Raw genomic sequence first — 17,635 nt, forward strand, 5'->3', positions numbered from 1 at the left:
ATGCCGCCAGTTCCTGCGGCGCCGGAGCAGCGCAGGCCGTGATCCTGTTCCTGGCCGCCGCGCGCGTGGGCGCCCCTCCGCATCGAACACCGCCTCGTCGGCGGCCTCGTGCCGGCGTCGCTCCCGCACCGGCCAGCGGGGTGCTCCGTACGGGTGGTTCTGGCGGGGATCTTGGCCAATTCCCGTGACTCGGTCGCGGGTTCTCCCGGCGAGCGGCAGCGCGGTGCCACAGTCCTCTGGCGAGATACACAGGCCGTCAGGGTGCAGGCGCGGCGGCCGGGCCAGAAGGAGAGGGATGAGCAGAATCAGAGAGCGGTACGCATGCTGAACAACCACATTCAACGGCGTGCCCTCACCATCGTCAGCAGCATTCTCCTGGTGCTGCAGACGCTTGTGTTCCTCGGACCCGCGCACGCATGGGCGGGCGAAGACCAAGCAGTCGACACCGGCTTCGAGCCGCACAACGCGACGGCCAATCCCCGGAAGCCGTCACAGGTCGCCGTCATGCGGGGATGTACCGTCCGCATCGACAACAACTTCGGTAAAGACGGCTTCCCGATCACGCGGTCGTCGACCCTCGCGTGTTCCGGGGACCCGTCCCTCGCCTTCGACTCACAGGGGCGCCTGTTCGTCACTCATCTCTCGGACGATCTGAACACCACCGCCAATCGCTTCGGGGTGGGGGTCGCTCAGATCACCGACCTGACGACGACGGGGAACCAGAATTACACCCCCGACCAGGTGAGCGGGAACAGCCCGAACAACCACGACAAGCAGTGGCTGGTGGCCGACGCCAACCCCACCAGCCCATACCGGGACAACCTCTACATCGTCTGGACACACCTCGGCGCCCCATGGCAGATCCAGTTCTCCCGCTTGGAGAACGGCAGCACGATCTGGTCGCCGCCGAGCGTCCTCTCCACGGCCGGAGAGGGGAACGTCTGGCCCTCCCACGCGGCCGTCGGCCCGAACGGCGACCTCTACGTTGCCTACCACGCCAACGGGTGCAACGAGGGGGCCGACGGGGCGCCCGGCCAGGGCACCACACAGCTCCTCCGCGACGGCTCCGGCGGGGCCGATTTCGCCGCCGGTACGGTCCCGCAGAAGACCGCGGCGTTCGGGGCGGGGCAGGCCACCGTCACCTGCAACGTGCAGGACACCCCGGGCGGTGACATCCCGGGGGCCGACTTCTGGCTCCAGGGCAGCATGCAACCCTGGATCCTCCCCGACCCGGCCCGGCCGGGGAACGTCTACGTCGTCGCCAACGACGACCCCAACGACGCCTTCGGGAACGGCGACGACGCCGACGTCGTCATCGCCCGCTCCACGGACAACGGGCAGACCTTCACCCGGGGCAGGGTCGACCACGGGCCGGGCCAGACCTTCGCCGTGATGCCCACCGCCCACATCGACCAGGACGGCAACGCGGTCGTCACCTGGTACGACAACCGCAGCGGCGAGACCAACGGCGGCACCGGGCCGAACGGGAGCAACAACTTTCTGCTGGAGCTCTACGGCACTACGAGCCGGGACGGCGGGCAGACCTGGGCGCAGGACTTCCGGGTCAGCGACTCCCCCTTCGACCCCGACCTCAATGCCCCCTGCCGCTTCAGCTGCGCCGCCGGCTCCACCCAGCAGACCCTGCGCATCGGCGAGTACAACGGCGTGTGGACGGTCGACGGGATCGGCTACGCGACCTGGACCGGTAACGCCACCCCACCGGCGGGCGGTAACCCGGCCGCGGGAGCGCAGACCACCTACTACGACACGTTCTCGATGCTCGGAGCCTTCCCCGACACATTCGAACCGAACGAGGCGACCGACACCGCCGTCGCCGCCGCACTCGGCTCGAACGACAGGTTCAACCAGGGCCGGCTCACCCTGCACAGCGCGACCGACGTCGACTTCTTCAGGGTCGAGGCCCGCCACACCGGACACCTGCACGCCGGAATCGCCTTCAACGAGGTGATCTCCGAGCTCCAGGTGCGCGCGTACGACAGGTTCGGCAACGAGGTCGGCACCGGAACCATCGCGGAGACCAGGCCGGGCAGCTCGACCAGCAAGCTCGCGATCCCGGTCGTCAAGGACCAGCCGTACTTCATCGCGGTCAGCGACAGCGGCATCAGCGACCCGACCGAGCCGGGTCAGGCATCACCGACCGATCCGCCGGAAGCGACCTACGACCTCACCATCGTCAACCGCGCGGCCCCCGAACCCTTTGGCCTCGACCTCAAGCGCGAGTCGGACTCGGGCCGGATCGACAACGACGACGTCACCAATGTCGCCGGACCGGAGATCCTCCTCAGAGTCGACGACTCGGAGCTGCAGGCCGCGGGCATCGAGCTGTCGCCGGAGAACGGCACAGCCGCTCTCGAGGACGACGTCCCCGGCTACAAGGTGGCCGTGGAGCGTGACGGACAGCGCGTCGGCCTCGCACAGCCGGTGGACCCGACTCTCAAGCCAGGGGTGTACGAGATCGACCTGGACCCCGTCCTGGTGGAGGGGGAGCATCTGATCACCGCCGAGGTACTGATCGTCGACCCGTCGGACGACCCGGACAGCGCCGGCATCCTCCACGACACCGGCTCGGGCAAGGAGAGCGCGCACGCGCTGGCGATCACGCTCGACACGACCGCACCGGCCGCACCGCTCAGTGCCCCCGACCTGTTGTCGTCGAGCGACACCGGTGGCAACGACATCGACAACATCACGACGATCACCAAGCCCGCCTTCCAGGGCTCGTCGGTCGAGCCGAACGCATTGGTGCGGCTGACGGCCGATCCGCCGGCGGGGGGACCGTCCGTGGTCGGGAAGGACACCGTCACCTCGGGCGGTGAGTACGAGATCGTCAGCGATCCGCTCGACGACGGGACATACGACATGGCCGTGCGGTTCGAGGACCTCGCCGGCAATGTGAGCCCGGCGTCACCGTCCCTGCCGGTGACCATCGCCAACCAGTCGCTCACGCTGTCGGGCGCGACCGCGGACGTTCTCGTCGACGTCGACCAGGGCACCGTGACGGGTTACCCCGATATCCCGGGCGGCTTCGTCGGTATCCGCGGGATCCCAGTGGTGAACCTCGACGCGGCCGGCAACGGTCTGGCCATTCAGGGCGGAGAAGGCGACGAGTCGCTGACGTTCACACCGACGAGCGCGAATGGAGGGCGTCTGACCCGGACGAACTCGCCGCAGGTGCTGAACCTCTCCGGAGTGACGGGCGACGTGGCGATCAACCCCGAGGGCGGCGACGACGAGGTCACCATCGTGGGCACTACAGGGGCCGATTCGATCCTCGGGACCGTGGACCTGCTGACCCTGCTCCGGGTCGAGGGGCTGCTGGGCCTCGAGATCACCACCGGCGAGACCGAGCGGATCGGCGTCACCGCGCGCGGCGGCAAGGACACGGTGGACCTCACCGCCAAGAACACGGTCAGCGCCCTGCTGTCCGTCGACTCGGGTCCCCCGAACACGGCCGCGCCGCCGCAGGGCGACACGCTGATCGTGCGCAGGGGCTCGCCCTTGGGCCTGCTCAGCAACGCGCCCGGCGGGCCGTTCACAGGAGAGGGGTCCGCTTTCGTCAGATACCCGCTGACGACCGGAGCCGAGACGCGCATCGACTACGCGCAGACGGAACGCGTGAAGCTCGTGCACTAGAGCACGCAGCCGAACACGCCGCGGCCGTCGTGGCCGTCACGCTGCGCCCTGCCCGGGTTCACGGGGCAGGGCGCAGCGTGCTGACGCGCCGCGCCCGGTTCGCTGCGCCACGAACGCTCGGGCACGCCAAGGCAGCACCGACAACGAGGCCACAGCCCACGAAACTCCAGTCCCCCTCGCCAGAAACTACCCAACCGTTGAGGCAAAGACCGTTGCCGTACTAGGACTGGACGGGAAGCTCCGCCACCGCGAGGCCGGGGGCCGCGGTGCCCGCGTCGGCGGTCATCGCACCGTCCGGGCCCCAGACGGCGCTGCCGCCGCGGCAGTCACCGGCGTCGCTGAGCCCCACGGCGTTGCCGAGAACCACGTACAGGCCGTTGTCCCTGGCCCGGACCGGGTAGACCGCCTCGAAGGAGTCGTTCTCCACATCGAGCGCCGAACTGGCCACGTACACCTGGCAGTTGTCCTGTTTCGCTCGCTCGGCGAGCTCCGGGAAACGGTTGTCGTAGCAGATCGCCAGTGCGAAACGGACGCCGTCGAGGGTGAACCGGCCGTCGGCCGTGCCCGCCTCGAAGATGTCGAGCTCAGGGCCGTGCAGATGCTGCTTGTCGTAGCGGGTGAGGAGCTCACCGCGCGGGCCGACGACGAGCGAGGCGATGGCGGGCCGCGCGCCGCCGGTGCGGGCGGCGACGCAGTTCACCACGGCGGCGATGCGCTCCTCGCGGCACGCCTCGCGTATGGGGTCGAGCCGCGGATCGTCCTCCTCGACCCAGAGCGCCGGGTCCTTGGCGATGAGCTCCAGCTCGTACCCCGTCACGGCCAGCTCGGCGAACACGACCAGATCCGCGCCCTGAACGGACGCCGCGCGGATGAGGCCGTGCATGGCGTGGACATTGGCGTCGACATCGCCCGGCACGGACGCGAATTGCGCAGCTGCGATCTTCATGCGTCCCATCATCGCCGTCTCACCATCCGGGAGAAAGCCGTAGTCGATTGCTCGTGGGGGCGGCGCTGGCGAGCATCGGCGCATGACCGAAGTGATCGCAGTCGCCGTCATCACCGTCCTCGCCGTCATCAGCCCGGGCGCCGACTTCGCGATGGTGGTGCGCAACAGCTATCTGTACGGCCGTACGACGGGGCTGCTCGGGGCGGTGGGTGTGGCCGCGGGCGTCCTGGTCCATGTCACGTACACGATGCTCGGCGTCGGCCTGCTGATCGCGTCGTCGACGGAGTTGTTCACGGCGATCAAACTGGTCGGCGCGGCGTACCTGGTCTACATCGGCGTACGCACCTTCAGGGCGCGCCCCGATCTGGCGGTGGACCTGGAGTCCAAGCCGGGCCTGACGCGCCTGGGCGCGCTGCGCACCGGCTTCCTCACGAATGCGCTCAACCCGAAGACGACGCTCTTCGTGGTCTCCACGTTCACCCAGGTGGTGGGCCCGGACACCCACCTGTGGCAACAGGCGGGCTACGGCCTGTTCATGTCCTTCGCCCACCTGGCGTGGTTCGGCGCGGTGGCGCTGTTCTTCTCCAACTCCCGCTTGCGCACGGCGATGCTGCGCTGGCAAAAGACCCTGAACCGAGCGATCGGCTCGGTCCTGGTGGGCCTGGGAGTCACTCTGGGCTTCGCCCGCTGAGCCTGCTTCACCCCGCCCGCGCAGCCGGGGCTGTGTCCGGGCGGCGCGAAGCTGCCGCCTCCGGGGATACGGGAGCTCAGCCACACCCCGTTGGCCGGTTCCCCGGGCCGAAGCGCTCGCAGCCGGCGTCGCCACCGCGGGGCCCGGGGTGCGGGGCTCCACCCCAACACCAGCCCGCCGCAGGCGAACCCGGGCCCGCTCGGCGCTGCCACCCCCGGGCCGCCCCCACTTCAAGGGCGCGGGTCCCCGGCCCGCTTGGCGCGGGCGGCGGAAGCTACTGCCGCGTCTCCTGCGGCGCGAAGCTGCCGCCCTCGGGTGTGGGGCCGCCCCATGTCAGTGGGCAAGTCTGCGACGGGCGAGCGGGCGAGCGGGCGAGCGGGCGAGCGGACCGACCGGCCGTGCTTGGCGCGGGCGGGCCGCCGCCGTCCTCACGCGGCGCGAAGCTGCCGCGCCCGGGGTGTGGGGCCGCCCCCACTTCAAAGGGCGGGTGGGTGGGGACAAGCCCCGCCGCAGGCGGCCCCCGGCCCCCTCAGCCCGACGTCTCCGCCGCCACGCGGATAATCGCCCGGACCTGCCCGATGATGTCCACCCGGTTCCGCACGAACTCCGGGTCCGTGATCTCCGTCGTGTTCCCCGTCCCGAACTGCAGCACCGGCGTATGCACATGGCCCCCCGGAATCTCCAGCCCCAACCGGTCCCGCAGCAGCGTCGCCCGGTACGCGATCTCGTTCGAGAGGTAGTTGCCGCCGCCGCCCGCGCGCGCCGTCGAGCCGGGTGTCGGGCCCCCGGGGCTGACCACCGGTGTCGTGCCGCCCTGCGGGATCTCCGTCACCGTCGTGTTGTCGTACACCGGGAAGCGCCCCGTCTGCGCCGCCACAATCGCCTTGTACGGAAGCGTCGTCGTCGTCCACTGCGGCTGCGACGCCGGATCGGTCACCGGCACCGTCTCCGTGCGCGAGACGTTCTCGTTGTCCCCGAACCCGCCCCGCCACGCGCCATTGGAGCGCTCGATGTCGATACGGCCCACCCGCCCCTGGCTCACCGTCGTGAACAGGTCGGCCTTCGGCAGCTGCGTGCGCAACGTCCGCTCCACCGTGCCGTCCGCGAAGTCCTGCCAGCGGACGGGGAAGACAGCCGTCTCGATCCGGGCGGGCCCGTCCGCCGTGCGGATCCAGGTGCCGTCCAGCGCCAGCGCAGTCGCCCCGGACGGGTTGCTTATTCGTATGTCGCGGTCCAGCGTGAAGGGGTCGAAGCCCGTCATCACGATCCGCTTGAAGCCCCTCCCCGCGGGGAGGTCCATCGAGTCCTGGCCGCGTGACGAGCGCTCGAGGCGGTCAAGGAGCCGCGCCCGTTCCGTGTCCGTCAGGCCGAACTCCGGCTGCCACTGCCGCAGTTCGCGGGTCATCCCGAGCCGCGCCCAGTACAGCGGCCGGTCGTCGTCCCGGCTCAGATCGCCCCGCGCCGGGCCGCGGCCCTGCGCCCGGTCCACCGCCCGGTCCCACAGCTGCGCGCCCTGCCGTACGACAGCCCGCTCGGCCTGCCGGAAGGACCGCGTCCCCTCCAGCGCCTGCGCGAACCGCGGCGCCACGGTGTCGAATCCGCTGCGCCGCAGGATCTCCTGGGGCACGGCCTTGTCGAGCCGCTGCTCCTCGACGGTGAACGGCGAAGCGGGCGCAGGCGCCGGATCGGCCGCGGCGAGCGGTGAGCCGGTGAGGGCGAGTACGAGGAGGGCGACGCCAACTACGTCCAGGCGCACGCGTATTCGGGACACGGGAATCCTTCCGTCGGGTGGCGGAAGTATCGCGTCCGTGCCGTGCCCCTGGCTACCGCGTCACTCCCGCCGCTCCGGCCGCTCCGCCCCCAGCAGCCACCGCCCGGCGGCTGCCCGGCGAAGCAGCCCGGTACGCGGGGTCCGGTACGCGGGGGCCGGGGCAAAGCCCCGGTTCACGACCGTGGTGGCTTCGCCGCCGTGACGTTGCGGTAGGCGATCTCCGCGAGCCGCCCCTGCCCGTTCTTGCTCGGGTGGAACCAGTCCCAGCGGCTCAACTGCTCACCCTTGAACCGGTAGTCGAAGACCGCGCCGCCGTCGTACCGGCAGCGCAGATCCTTCCCGCAGAGGTCCTTGAGCACCTCGTTGTACGCCACGACCCGCTCATGCACCCGGTCCCGCCGCTGCTGGGCCTTCACGCTCTCGTCCTCCGCGTTGCCCAGCATGGAGGCGCAGATGCCCAGCTTCCAGATCTGCCGGCCCAGTGGATTGCCGCGCCCGGTCGACCAGAGCCGCTTGAGATCCGGCACGCTCGACACGTACACCTGAGCCTTCGGTGCACTGCGCCGTAACTGCCGCAGTGCCGCCGTGAAGGAACTCCGGAACTCCTCGACCGGAGTCATCCGGTCCGCCGTGTCCGCGCAGGCGTCGTTCGCGCCGACCATCACCGTCACCAGCTCGGGCTTCTTGGCCGCCGCCTGCGTCATCTGCTCGGCCAGGTCCGCCACATCGGCCCCGGAGCGGGCGAAGTTCCAACTGCGCTCCGTAACCGCGGGCTGCCCGATCAGCCGCATCGCCAGGCTGCGCACCGTGGCGTCCGTGCCGGTCGCCCAGGACACCTCCGGGCAGTCGGAGAGCACCACGCAGGCGTCGAAGCCGCGGGTGATGGAGTCGCCGACGGCGGCGATGGAGTCGGGGCTGCGGTCCCATACGGGGGTGGGGCTGGGCGACGGCCGCCGCTTGGCGGGGGAGCCGTTGCCTCGCGTATCCGACGCGGAGTCACATCCGGCCAGGACGCCGGTCGCGAGGAGGACCGCCGCCGTCAGCGCTGCCGCCGCGCTGCGCGAACGGCGCTTCCGGCTCGTCTCCCGCATGCCCAGATCCCCTCCGTATCACCGGTCCGTGACGTCCTGCCGAGTGAAAGCTTGGTGCGTACGGGCTCCCGGACCGACATTACGTCACCTCTTGGCCACCTGCTCACGGTAGCTTTTTCCCGTCGACCCAGAGGCATCGTGCCCATCGGCTCCGGTAAATTACATCACGTCACATACTGTCCCTTTTGTGGAGTTTGACTCCCGATGCTGTTTACTGAGGCCGCTGGGAAAGGCGATCCTCGTCCCACACTGGAGGTCCCGGTGACGACACGTGGCGTTCTGTACGTTCACTCCGCGCCGCGCGCGCTGTGCCCGCACGTCGAATGGGCGGTGGCGGGTGTTCTTGGTGTGCGGGTCCAGCTCGACTGGATCCGCCAGCCCGCGTCGCCCGGCACCTGGAGAGCCGAGTTCTCCTGGCAGGGCGAGGTGGGCACGGCCTCCAAACTCGCCTCGGCGCTGCGCGGCTGGCAGATGCTGCGCTTCGAGGTGACCGCCGAGCCCTGCCCCACGGCGGAGGGCGAGCGCTACAGCGCCACGCCCGGGCTCGGCATCTTTCACGCCGTCACCGGGATCCACGGCGACATCCTGATCCCGGAGGACCGGCTGCGCGCCGCGCTGGCGCGCTCGGCGCAGGGTGAGACGGAGCTCGAGGCGGAGATCGCGAAGCTGCTGGGCAAGCCGTGGGACGACGAACTGGAGCCCTTCCGGTACGCGGGGGAGGGCGCGCCGGTCCGCTGGCTCCACCAGGTCGTCTGACCGGACGCGAGAGGACACACGCGAAAGGGCCTCCACCGCGCGGTGGGGGCCCTTTCGCGTACGAACAGAAGCTCAGCCGGAGTCAGTCGGAGTCAGCCGGAGATCAGCCGCAGACTCAGACTGTCCGGAACGCCAGGACCACGTTGTGGCCGCCGAAGCCGAACGAGTTGTTGATCGCCGCGATCGTGCCCTGAGGGAGCTTGCGGGGCTCGTCGCGCACGACGTCCGCGTCGACCTCCTCGTCGAGGTCGTCGACGTTGATGGTCGGCGGGGCCGTGCGGTGGTACAGCGCCAGCACTGTCGCGACCGTCTCGATGCCGCCCGCACCGCCCAGCAGATGGCCCGTCATCGACTTCGTGGCGGAGACCGCGACATGGTCGAGCTCGTCGCCCAGAACCTTGCGCAGGGCCTTGATCTCGGCGACGTCACCTTGTGGGGTGGACGTCGCGTGCGCGTTGAGGTGTACCACCTCGGACGGCTTGAGGTCCGTCGAGTCGAGCAGGTTCTGCAGCGCGGACGCGATGCCGCGGCCGCTCGGCTCGGGCTGCGCGATGTGGTGGCTGTCCGCGGACAGGCCCTGGCCCAGCACCTCGCAGTAGACCTTCGCGCCGCGCCGCGCGGCGTGCTCGGCCGACTCGAGGATGACGACGCCCGCGCCCTCGCCGAGCACAAAGCCGTCACGGGCCTTGTCGTACGGGCGAGAAGCCTTCTCGGGCTCGTCGTTGTTCTTGGACATCGCCATCATGTTGGCGAACGCCGCGACGGGCAGCGGGTGGATCGCCGCCTCGGTGCCGCCCGCGACGACCACATCGGCACGGCCGGTGCGGATCATCTCGACGGCGTAACCGATGGCCTCGGCGCCGGACGCGCACGCGGAGACCGGAGTGTGCACGCCCGCCTGGGCGTTCACCTCAAGGCCGACGTTGGCGGACGGGCCGTTCGGCATCAGCATCGGAACGGTGTGCGGGGAGACGCGGCGTACGCCCTTCTCCTTGAGCACGTCGTACTGGTCGAGCAGTGTCGTTACGCCACCGATGCCGGAGGCGATGACCGTGCCCAGACGCTCGGGCAGGATCTTCTCGTCCTCGCCCGCGGGAGCGGTGTAGCCGGCGTCGGCCCAGGCCTCGCGCGCGGCGATCAGCGCGAACTGCGCCGAGCGGTCCAGCTTGCGGGCCAGCGGGCGCGGCAGTACCTCGCCCGGGTCGACCGCCGCGGGCGCGGCGATCCGGACCGGGAGGTCGGCGAAGCGCTCGCTGTCGAGGGGCTTCACTCCGGAACGCCCGGCGAGCAGACCCTCCCAGGTCGATGCGCTGTCGCCACCCAACGGTGTGGTTGCGCCGATACCGGTGACGACCACGGTGCGATTGGTCGAGCTCACAGGAATTCTTTCTCCACGTGTAGGGGGTGCTGAATTGTCACGGCGCCACCGTCAGGTGGCGACAAACGCATTCAGGCTCAGGCCTGGTGCTTCGCGATGTAGTCCGCGGCGTCGCCGACGGTCTTCAGGTTCTTGACGTCGTCGTCCGGGATCTTGACGTCGAAGCGCTCTTCGGCGGCGACGACGACCTCGACCATGGACAGCGAGTCGACGTCCAGGTCGTCGGTGAAGGACTTGTCCAGCTGGACGTCCTCGACCGGGATGCCGGCGATCTCGTTGACGATCTCCGCGAGACCGGTGACGATCTCTTCCTGAGTGGCGGCCATGTGGCGCTCCTTCGGTTTGTATCAGAGGGTGTGGCGTCCGGAAGATCCGGTTGCTTAGGGGAGGGTAACGACCGTCGCGGCGTAGACGAGACCCGCCCCGAAGCCGATGACGAGCGCGGTGTCACCGCTCTTCGCCTGTCCGGTCGCCAAGAGCCGCTCCATCGCGAGCGGGATCGAGGCGGCCGAAGTGTTGCCGGTGGTCTCCACGTCACGGGCGACCGTGACGTGCTCCGGCAGCTTCAGAGTCTTCACCATCGAATCGATGATCCGCATATTGGCCTGGTGCGGAATGAAGACGTCCAGGTCGTCCGCGCTGATTCCGGCCGCGTCCAGCGCCTGCTGGGCGACCTTCGCCATCTCGAACACGGCCCAGCGGAAGACCGCCTGGCCCTCCTGCGTGATCGCCGGAAACTTCTCGACGGTGCCGTTGCGGTAGTCGTCCCACGGCACGGTCTGCTTGATGGTGTCGGACTTGTCGCCCTCGGAACCCCACACGGTCGGGCCGATCTGCGGCTCCTTGGCGGGGCCCACGACGACCGCGCCCGCGCCGTCGCCGAACAGGAAGGCCGTCGCGCGGTCCTCCAGGTCGGTCAGATCGCTCAGCCGCTCGACGCCGATGACGAGCACGTACTCGGCGGAGCCCTCGACGACCATGCCCTTGGCGAGGGTCAGTCCGTAGCCGAAGCCCGCGCAGCCCGCGGAGATGTCGAACGCGGCCGGCTTGATCGCGCCGATCTTGTCCGCGATCTCGGTGGCGATGGCCGGGGTCTGCTTGAAGTGCGAGACGGTGGAGACGATCACGCCGCCGATCTGCTGCGGGCTGATCCCGGCGTCGGCGATCGCCTTGCCGGCCGCCTCGACGGACATCGCGCTCACGGTCTCCTCGGGGGAGGCCCAGTGGCGGGTGGCGATGCCCGAACGGGAGCGGATCCACTCGTCGGAGGAGTCGATCGTCTCGAGGATCACCTCGTTGGGCACGACCCGGGTCGGGCGGTAGCCGCCGACACCCATGATGCGTGCGTACGGGGCGCCCTGGCTGGGCTTGATCTTCGACATGCTCTTACGGCTCCTTGTCAGGAAGAGTGCTCGGCGACGAGCGTGCGGGCCGCGTCGAGGTCGTCGGGGGTCTTGAGCGCGAGCGTCTGCACGCCCGGCATGGCGCGCTTGGCGAGGCCGGTGAGCGTGCCGCCGGGGCAGACCTCGATCAGACCGGTGACGCCCTGCTCCTTGAAGGTCTCCATGCACAGGTCCCAGCGGACCGGGTTGGCGACCTGGCCGACCAGCCGGGCGATGACCTCGTCGCCGGTGGAGACCGTGCGGCCGTCCTTGTTCGAGACGTACGGCAGGACCGGGTCGGAGACCGTGAGGTCCGCGGCGGCTTCCTGGAGGGTCGCGACCGCGGGCGCCATGTGGTGCGTGTGGAACGCGCCGGCCACCTTCAGAGCGATCACGCGCGCCTTCTCCGGCTTGTCCTCGGCCAGCGCGGCGAGTTGCTCGGCGGTGCCGGCGGCGACGATCTGACCGGCGCCGTTCACATTCGCCGGCGTCAGACCGAGCTTTTCGAGATGGGCGACGACCTGCTCGGGGTCGCCGCCGAGGACGGCCGCCATGCCGGTCTCGGTGACCGCGGCGGCCTCGGCCATCGCCATTCCGCGCGTGCGTACGAAACCGAGCGCGGCGGCGTCGTCGATGACACCCGCGAACACGGCCGCGGTGATCTCGCCGACGCTGTGGCCCGCGACGGCGCCGGGCCGCACAGCACCCAGCGCGTCGGCCGACAGCAGGCCGGCGGCAACCAGGAGCGGCTGTGCCACCGCGGTGTCGCGGATCTCGTCCGCGTCGGCCTTCGTGCCGTAGTGGGCAAGGTCGAGCCCGATGGCGTCCGACCAGGCCGTGATGCGGTCGGCGGCGCCGGGGAGGTCGAGCCAGGGAGTAAGGAAGCCGGGCGTCTGAGCGCCTTGGCCGGGAGCGACGAGTACGAGCACCCTCACACTCTCTCTTGTGGACGGCTCAAACCGCCCGTGGGGACAGGGACCAAGAACCGTCAGGGGAATTGTTAGTCTTCGACAAAAGTCTAGGACTGCGAATCCCCGTCGGCCAGACGCCCCAGGATCAGCGCGATTCGCAGAGTGAACGCGGAGCGCACATCGGAGGGTGACCAGCCGGTGACGTCGGTCACACGTCGCAGCCGGTAGCGCACGGTGTTGGGGTGGACGAAGAGCATCCGGGCGGCGCCCTCGAGACTGCTCGCCTGCTCCAGATAGACGCTCAGTGTTTCCAGTAGCGCCGACCCCGCTTCTTCCAGCGGTCTGTAGATCTCCTCCACCAATTGCTCACGCGCGGCAGGGTCTGACGCGATCGCGCGCTCCGGCAGCAGATCGTCCGCCAGGACCGGGCGGGGCGCGTCCTGCCAGGCCGAGCACGCCTTGAGCCCGGCCGCTGCGGCCTGCGCGGACCTGGTCGCGGCGAGCAGGTCGGGGACGACGGGGCCCGCGACCACGGGTCCGGCCGCATAAGGCCCGATCAGCCCCTTGGCGACGTGCAGCGGGTTGTCGCTGCCGCCCGCGATGACGACGAGCCGGTCGCCGAGGACTCCGGTGAGGACCTGCAGCTTGGCGTGCCGGGCGGCCCGGCGGATCGCCTCGACGGTCAGCTCGCTGTCCCCGTCGGGCGCGGTGCCGAGGATGACGCAGACATGCTCCGGCGAGTTCCAGCCGAGCGCGGCGGCGCGGGAGACCGCGCCCTCGTCGGCCTCGCCGGACAGTACGGCGTTCACGACGAGGGATTCCAGGCGGGCGTCCCAGGCGCCGCGTGCCTCGGCGGCCTGTGCGTACACCTGGGCGGTCGCGAAGGCGATCTCGCGCGCGTAGACGAGGAGGGCCTCGCGCAGCACGGACTCGTCGCCGGGGGCGGCCACTTCCTCGATCGCCGACTCCATGACCTCGATGGTGGTACGCACCATCTCGACGGTCTGGCGCAGGGTGATCGCTCGGGTCAGCTCGCGCGGAGCCGTACCGAAGACATCGGTCGAGATCGCCTGCGGGGTCTCCGGATGCCGGAACCACTCGGTGAACGCGGCGATGCCGGCCTGGGCGACCAGGCCGATCCACGACCGGTTCTCCGGGGGCATCGCCCGGTACCAGGGCAGCGTCGCGTCCATGCGTGCGATGGCGTTCGCGGCGAGCCGACCGGAGGACTGCTCCAGGCGGCGCAGGGTCGCGGGATGCGGGTGGGGGACATTCGCTGCAGGTTCGGGCACGGGACAAGACTGCCTTATCGGGACGGGTGCACGGAGTGGCGGGGCCTCCTTCTTCGCTCCCTGGCAGACGCCGCACGGGTCTACGGTGGACCCGTGATTGACGTACGGCGCTCCGCCGACCGCTTCCGCGGCGGCGACCCCGCCTCGGGTATCGAGTCCCTGCACGCCTTTTCCTTCGGCCGCCATTACGACCCCGACAACCTCCGCTTCGGCGCGATCCTCGCCTGCAACGAGGAGCGTCTCGAGCCGGGCGCGGGCTTCGACGAGCATCCGCACAGCCACACCGAGATCGTCACCTGGGTCGTCGAGGGCGAGCTCACCCACCGCGACTCGGCGGGCCATGCGACGGTGGTCGGGCCCGGGGACGTCCAGCGGCTCAGCTCGGCGGGCGGGGTGCGGCATGTGGAGCGCAACGACCGGGACGCGCCGCTGGTCTTCGTACAGACGTGGCTCGCGCCACTGTCACCGGGCGGCGACCCTTCGTACGAGATCGTGCCCGGCATCGCGGACTCGACGCCGTACGCGCTGCCCGAGGCGGGCGCGATGCTCCATGTCCGCCGCCTCGCCCCGGGCGAACGCACGGCGGTCCCGGACGCGGCGGCTGTGTACGTCCATGTGGTGCGGGGCGAAGTACGGCTGGGGGACGCGGAGTTGGGGCCGGGTGACGCGGCGCGTATCACGGACGCGGACGGCTTGGTGCTGGCTGCGGCGGAGGCTGCCGAGGTCCTGCTCTGGGAGCTGAACGAAGCGAATTCAAGCCCAGCCGGCGTTTGAGGCGTGGGGGAAGGGGTCCGGGGCGGAGCCCCGGTTCACCCTCGGCGCAGCTGGGCCAGCACCGCATCCGTGAACGAAGGCCACGCCTCGATGGCCCACGGTCCGAACGCCCGGTCGGTGAGCGCCACGCACGCGGCCCGCGCGTCCGGGTCGATCCACAGGAACGTGCCCGACTGGCCGAAGTGCCCGAAGGTGTGCGGCGAGGACGAACTGCCCGTCCAGTGCGGGGACTTGGCATCCCGGATCTCGAAGCCGAGCCCCCAGTCGTTGGGCTTCTGGTGCCCGTAGCCGGGGAGGATCCCGGACAGGCCGGGGTGCACAACCGTCATCGCCTCCAGCACGGTGCGGGCGTCAAGGAGACGCGGTGCCTGCACCTCCGCGGCGAAGCGCACCAGGTCATCGACCGTCGAGACGCCGTCCTTCGCCGGCGAGCCGTCCAGGGTGGTCGCCGTCATGCCCAGCGGCTCGAGCACCGCCTGGTGCAGATACTCCGCGAACGGGATCTCCGTCGCCTTGGCGATGTGGTCGGCGAGCACCTCGAAGCCCGCGTTGGAGTACAGCCGGCGGGTGCCGGGCGGGGCCGTCATGCGGTGTTCGTCGAAGGCCAGGCCCGAGGTGTGGGCGAGCAGATGACGGACCGTCGAGCCCTCGGGGCCCGCCGGTTCGTCGAGTTCGACCGCCCCCTCCTCGTACGCCACGAGCGCCGCGTAGGCCGCGAGCGGCTTGGTGACGGAGGCGAGCGGGAAGCGGTGCGAGGTGGGGCCGTACGAACCGGCGACCGTGCCGTCCGCTCGTACGACGGCGGCCGCCGCGGTCGGTACCGGCCAGTTCTCGATCATCGCCAGGCTCTGCATGTGTACGAGCCTAGAGGGTCAGTCTCATCGCGGGATCGGGGGTGCGGACGAAGCCGAGCGAGGAGTACAGCGGCTCGCCGTCGGAGGAGGCGCGCAGGTCGATCTTGGATACGCCGCGCTCGCGGAACCAGGCCAGCAGCGCCTCCATGCAGGCGCGGGAGTAGCCGCGGCGCCGCATGTCCGGGTCGGTTGCCACGCTGAACACATAGCCGGACATGCCATGCGGATTGCCCGGACCGCCGAGCCGGTATTCGATCGTGCCGACCGCGCACGCCGCCAGGCCGCCGGGGCGCTCGACGACGAACGCCGTCAGGTCGCCGGCCGGGTCGGCGAGCTTCTTGCGCAGGGTGTCGACGGCGGCGGGCTGCCAGCTGACGTCGGGATTCGGTCCGATATGCGAGTCCTGCATGACCTTGCGGAGGCGGACCAGCTCTTCGGCGTCCGCTGGGGTGGCGCGGCGGGCGAGGCTCATGCGACCGGAGGCTAATCGGGGGCACACGAAAACTGCCATCGGTTTCTGCTTGCTTGGAGTGCACTCCAGGGTTCTAGCGTTGAAGGCATGACGCTGATCGAGACCAAGCCGGACCGGACGGACATCTGCGCCTCTGCGCCACGTGCGCATCCCCGCCCCGAGGGGCAGGACCGCTACACGATCAGCGAGGTCGTCGCCTTCACCGGCCTCACCGCGCACACCCTGCGCTGGTACGAGCGGATCGGGCTGATGCCGCACGTCGACAGGTCGCACACCGGACAGCGGCGCTTCACCAACCGCGACCTGGACTGGCTCGCCTTTGTCGGCAAGCTGCGGCTGACCGGGATGCCGGTCGCGGACATGGTCCGCTACGCGGAGCTGGTGCGGGAGGGCGAGCACACCTTCGAGGCACGGCAGGAGCTGCTGGAACAGACGCGGCGCGATGTCCGGTCGCGTATCGCGGAGCTCCAGGACACGCTCGCCGTGCTGGACCACAAGATCGGCTTTTACGCGGACGCCCGGCGGGCGTCGGAGAGGCTCTGAATCTGATGAGCAACAGCAAGATCGCACAGGCGCGGCTCGGGAGCGGCGGACCCCTGGTCGGCGTGCAGGGCCTTGGCTGCATGGGCATGAGCGAGTTCTACGGAGAGACCGACCTGGCGGCCGCCCGGGACACCTTGGAGGCGGCGCTGGAGGCGGGCGTCACGCTCTTCGACACCGCGGACGTGTACGGACGCGGGGCGAACGAGGAGTTCCTCGCGCCGTTCGTCGGAGCGCACCGCGACGAGATCACGCTGGCGACGAAGTTCGCCATAGAGCGGACCGACGACCCGCACTACCGGGGTGTCCGCAACGACGGCGCGTACATCCGGCAGGCCGTCGAGGACAGCCTGCGGCGGCTGAAGACCGACGTCATCGACGTGTACTACATGCACCGACGCGACCCGGCCGTGCCGTTCGCCGAGTCCGTCGGCGCGATGGCCGAGCTGGTCGAGCAGGGCAAGGTCAGGCACCTCGGGCTGAGCGAGGTCACCGGCGCGGAACTGCGCGAGGCGCACGCCGTGCACCCCATCGCCGCGCTGCAGTCGGAGTGGTCGCTGTTCAGCCGGGACGTGGAACACAGCGCGGTGGGCGCGGCGGCGGAACTCGGTGTCGCCTTCGTGCCGTACTCGCCGCTCGGCCGGGGCTTTCTGACCGGCGCGTTCACGGACGCCGGCAAGGACCTGTCTCAGGACGACTTCCGCCAGTACCAGCCGCGCTTCACCGGCGACAACGCCAAGACGAACGCGGCGCTGCTGGAACCGGTCCACAAGATCGCGGCGGCGCACGGGGCGACGGCCGCGCAGGTCGCCCTCGCCTGGGTGCACCAGCGGGCCGATGTGCACTCGCTCGCCGTGGTCCCGATCCCCGGCACCCGCAAGACCAGCCGGCTGCTCGAGAACGTCGGCGCGACCCGGCTCACCCTGACCGCCGACGAGCTGGCGGTGCTGGAGCCGATCGCCGGGCTGGTGGCGGGGGACAGGTACCCGGACATGTCGTCGACTTCGGCGGCCCGCGAGTAGCCCGTACGCCGAGGACGGGCGGCCCGCGAGTAGCCCGTACGCCGAGGACGGGCGGCCCGCGAGTAGCCCGTACGCCGAGGACGGGCGGGGCGTGAAGAAGG

At 70.4% G+C, this 17,635-nt stretch carries 16 protein-coding genes; 6 read left to right on the forward strand and 10 right to left on the reverse strand.

Annotation, left to right across the window (positions count from 1 at the left end):
* Window positions 1–378: 378 nt before the first annotated feature.
* On the forward strand, window positions 379–3,654 hold the full coding sequence (locus QFZ67_RS27265) for an Ig-like domain-containing protein (RefSeq protein WP_307663701.1): 3,276 nt from the start codon (window positions 379–381) through the stop codon (window positions 3,652–3,654).
* Window positions 3,655–3,874: 220 nt separating this feature from the next.
* Here QFZ67_RS27265 and QFZ67_RS27270 read toward each other — a convergent pair whose 3' ends face one another.
* Window positions 3,875–4,600 (reverse strand): carbon-nitrogen hydrolase family protein, encoded by a 726-nt coding sequence (locus QFZ67_RS27270; protein ID WP_307663702.1) that lies wholly within the window; start codon window positions 4,598–4,600, stop codon window positions 3,875–3,877.
* An 82-nt stretch (window positions 4,601–4,682) separates the two neighbouring features.
* Between QFZ67_RS27270 and QFZ67_RS27275 the strand changes: the two genes are divergently transcribed.
* Window positions 4,683–5,291, forward strand: a complete 609-nt coding sequence (locus QFZ67_RS27275; RefSeq protein WP_307663703.1) for a LysE family translocator — start codon at window positions 4,683–4,685, stop codon at window positions 5,289–5,291.
* A 529-nt stretch (window positions 5,292–5,820) separates the two neighbouring features.
* On the opposite strand, the gene QFZ67_RS27280 is transcribed toward QFZ67_RS27275, so the two are convergent.
* Complete coding sequence (locus QFZ67_RS27280) at window positions 5,821–7,062, reverse strand: pyroglutamyl peptidase (protein WP_307663704.1); 1,242 nt, start codon at window positions 7,060–7,062, stop codon at window positions 5,821–5,823.
* A gap of 173 nt (window positions 7,063–7,235) precedes the next feature.
* A complete protein-coding gene (locus QFZ67_RS27285; protein ID WP_307663705.1) occupies window positions 7,236–8,153 on the reverse strand; it encodes an SGNH/GDSL hydrolase family protein in 918 nt (305 codons plus the stop codon).
* 261 nt (window positions 8,154–8,414) lie between these two features.
* On the opposite strand from QFZ67_RS27285, the gene QFZ67_RS27290 reads away from it, so the two are divergent.
* The gene (locus QFZ67_RS27290; protein WP_307663706.1) at window positions 8,415–8,909 is read left to right on the forward strand and encodes a DUF3145 domain-containing protein; all 495 of its coding nucleotides are present in this window, start codon (window positions 8,415–8,417) and stop codon (window positions 8,907–8,909) included.
* A 115-nt stretch (window positions 8,910–9,024) separates the two neighbouring features.
* Here the strand turns inward: QFZ67_RS27290 and fabF are convergent, their stop codons facing one another.
* The 5 genes from fabF to QFZ67_RS27315 all read right to left on the reverse strand — a co-directional run bounded on the left by fabF (window position 9,025) and on the right by QFZ67_RS27315 (window position 13,872).
* Complete coding sequence (gene fabF / locus QFZ67_RS27295; protein ID WP_307663707.1) at window positions 9,025–10,287, reverse strand: beta-ketoacyl-ACP synthase II; 1,263 nt, start codon at window positions 10,285–10,287, stop codon at window positions 9,025–9,027.
* Between the two features lie 77 nt (window positions 10,288–10,364).
* The gene (locus QFZ67_RS27300; protein ID WP_078077492.1) at window positions 10,365–10,613 is read right to left on the reverse strand and encodes an acyl carrier protein; all 249 of its coding nucleotides are present in this window, start codon (window positions 10,611–10,613) and stop codon (window positions 10,365–10,367) included.
* Window positions 10,614–10,667: 54 nt separating this feature from the next.
* Window positions 10,668–11,669, reverse strand: a complete 1,002-nt coding sequence (locus QFZ67_RS27305) for a ketoacyl-ACP synthase III (protein ID WP_307663708.1) — start codon at window positions 11,667–11,669, stop codon at window positions 10,668–10,670.
* Window positions 11,670–11,686: 17 nt separating this feature from the next.
* The gene (locus tag QFZ67_RS27310) at window positions 11,687–12,598 is read right to left on the reverse strand and encodes an ACP S-malonyltransferase (RefSeq protein ID WP_307663709.1); all 912 of its coding nucleotides are present in this window, start codon (window positions 12,596–12,598) and stop codon (window positions 11,687–11,689) included.
* Window positions 12,599–12,687: 89 nt separating this feature from the next.
* Complete coding sequence (locus QFZ67_RS27315) at window positions 12,688–13,872, reverse strand: CdaR family transcriptional regulator (protein WP_307663710.1); 1,185 nt, start codon at window positions 13,870–13,872, stop codon at window positions 12,688–12,690.
* 93 nt (window positions 13,873–13,965) lie between these two features.
* Between QFZ67_RS27315 and QFZ67_RS27320 the strand changes: the two genes are divergently transcribed.
* On the forward strand, window positions 13,966–14,646 hold the full coding sequence (locus QFZ67_RS27320) for a pirin family protein (RefSeq protein ID WP_307663711.1): 681 nt from the start codon (window positions 13,966–13,968) through the stop codon (window positions 14,644–14,646).
* Between the two features lie 35 nt (window positions 14,647–14,681).
* On the opposite strand, the gene QFZ67_RS27325 is transcribed toward QFZ67_RS27320, so the two are convergent.
* Together QFZ67_RS27325 and QFZ67_RS27330 are read right to left on the reverse strand one after the other, a co-directional pair.
* Entirely contained in the window at window positions 14,682–15,500 is an 819-nt protein-coding gene (locus QFZ67_RS27325) for a serine hydrolase (protein WP_307663712.1), read from the reverse strand.
* Window positions 15,501–15,510: 10 nt separating this feature from the next.
* Complete coding sequence (locus QFZ67_RS27330) at window positions 15,511–15,972, reverse strand: GNAT family N-acetyltransferase (protein WP_307663713.1); 462 nt, start codon at window positions 15,970–15,972, stop codon at window positions 15,511–15,513.
* Window positions 15,973–16,059: 87 nt separating this feature from the next.
* Here QFZ67_RS27330 and QFZ67_RS27335 point away from each other — a divergent pair, with 87 nt between their 5' ends.
* Both QFZ67_RS27335 and QFZ67_RS27340 read left to right on the forward strand, forming a co-directional pair.
* Complete coding sequence (locus QFZ67_RS27335) at window positions 16,060–16,515, forward strand: MerR family transcriptional regulator (protein WP_307663714.1); 456 nt, start codon at window positions 16,060–16,062, stop codon at window positions 16,513–16,515.
* Window positions 16,516–16,520: 5 nt separating this feature from the next.
* Window positions 16,521–17,534: an aldo/keto reductase gene (locus QFZ67_RS27340; RefSeq protein WP_307663715.1), complete on the forward strand. Its 1,014-nt coding sequence runs from the start codon at window positions 16,521–16,523 to the stop codon at window positions 17,532–17,534.
* Window positions 17,535–17,635: the final 101 nt, after the last annotated feature.

This window comes from Streptomyces sp. V1I1 (assembly GCF_030817355.1).
Taxonomy (GTDB): Bacteria; Actinomycetota; Actinomycetes; order Streptomycetales; family Streptomycetaceae; genus Streptomyces.

Excerpts from the sequence above, each read along its gene's own strand:
- QFZ67_RS27300 (WP_078077492.1), bottom strand. The coding sequence starts at position 10,613 with ATGGCCGCCACTCAGGAAGAGATCGTCACCGGTCTCGCGGAGATCGTC.
- QFZ67_RS27270 (WP_307663702.1), bottom strand. The coding sequence starts at position 4,600 with ATGAAGATCGCAGCTGCGCAATTCGCGTCCGTGCCGGGCGATGTCGAC.
- QFZ67_RS27275 (WP_307663703.1), top strand. The coding sequence starts at position 4,683 with ATGACCGAAGTGATCGCAGTCGCCGTCATCACCGTCCTCGCCGTCATC.
- QFZ67_RS27305 (WP_307663708.1), bottom strand. The coding sequence starts at position 11,669 with ATGTCGAAGATCAAGCCCAGCCAGGGCGCCCCGTACGCACGCATCATG.
- QFZ67_RS27335 (WP_307663714.1), top strand. The coding sequence starts at position 16,060 with ATGACGCTGATCGAGACCAAGCCGGACCGGACGGACATCTGCGCCTCT.
- QFZ67_RS27285 (WP_307663705.1), bottom strand. The coding sequence starts at position 8,153 with ATGCGGGAGACGAGCCGGAAGCGCCGTTCGCGCAGCGCGGCGGCAGCG.
- QFZ67_RS27325 (WP_307663712.1), bottom strand. The coding sequence starts at position 15,500 with ATGCAGAGCCTGGCGATGATCGAGAACTGGCCGGTACCGACCGCGGCG.
- QFZ67_RS27340 (WP_307663715.1), top strand. The coding sequence starts at position 16,521 with ATGAGCAACAGCAAGATCGCACAGGCGCGGCTCGGGAGCGGCGGACCC.
- QFZ67_RS27330 (WP_307663713.1), bottom strand. The coding sequence starts at position 15,972 with ATGAGCCTCGCCCGCCGCGCCACCCCAGCGGACGCCGAAGAGCTGGTC.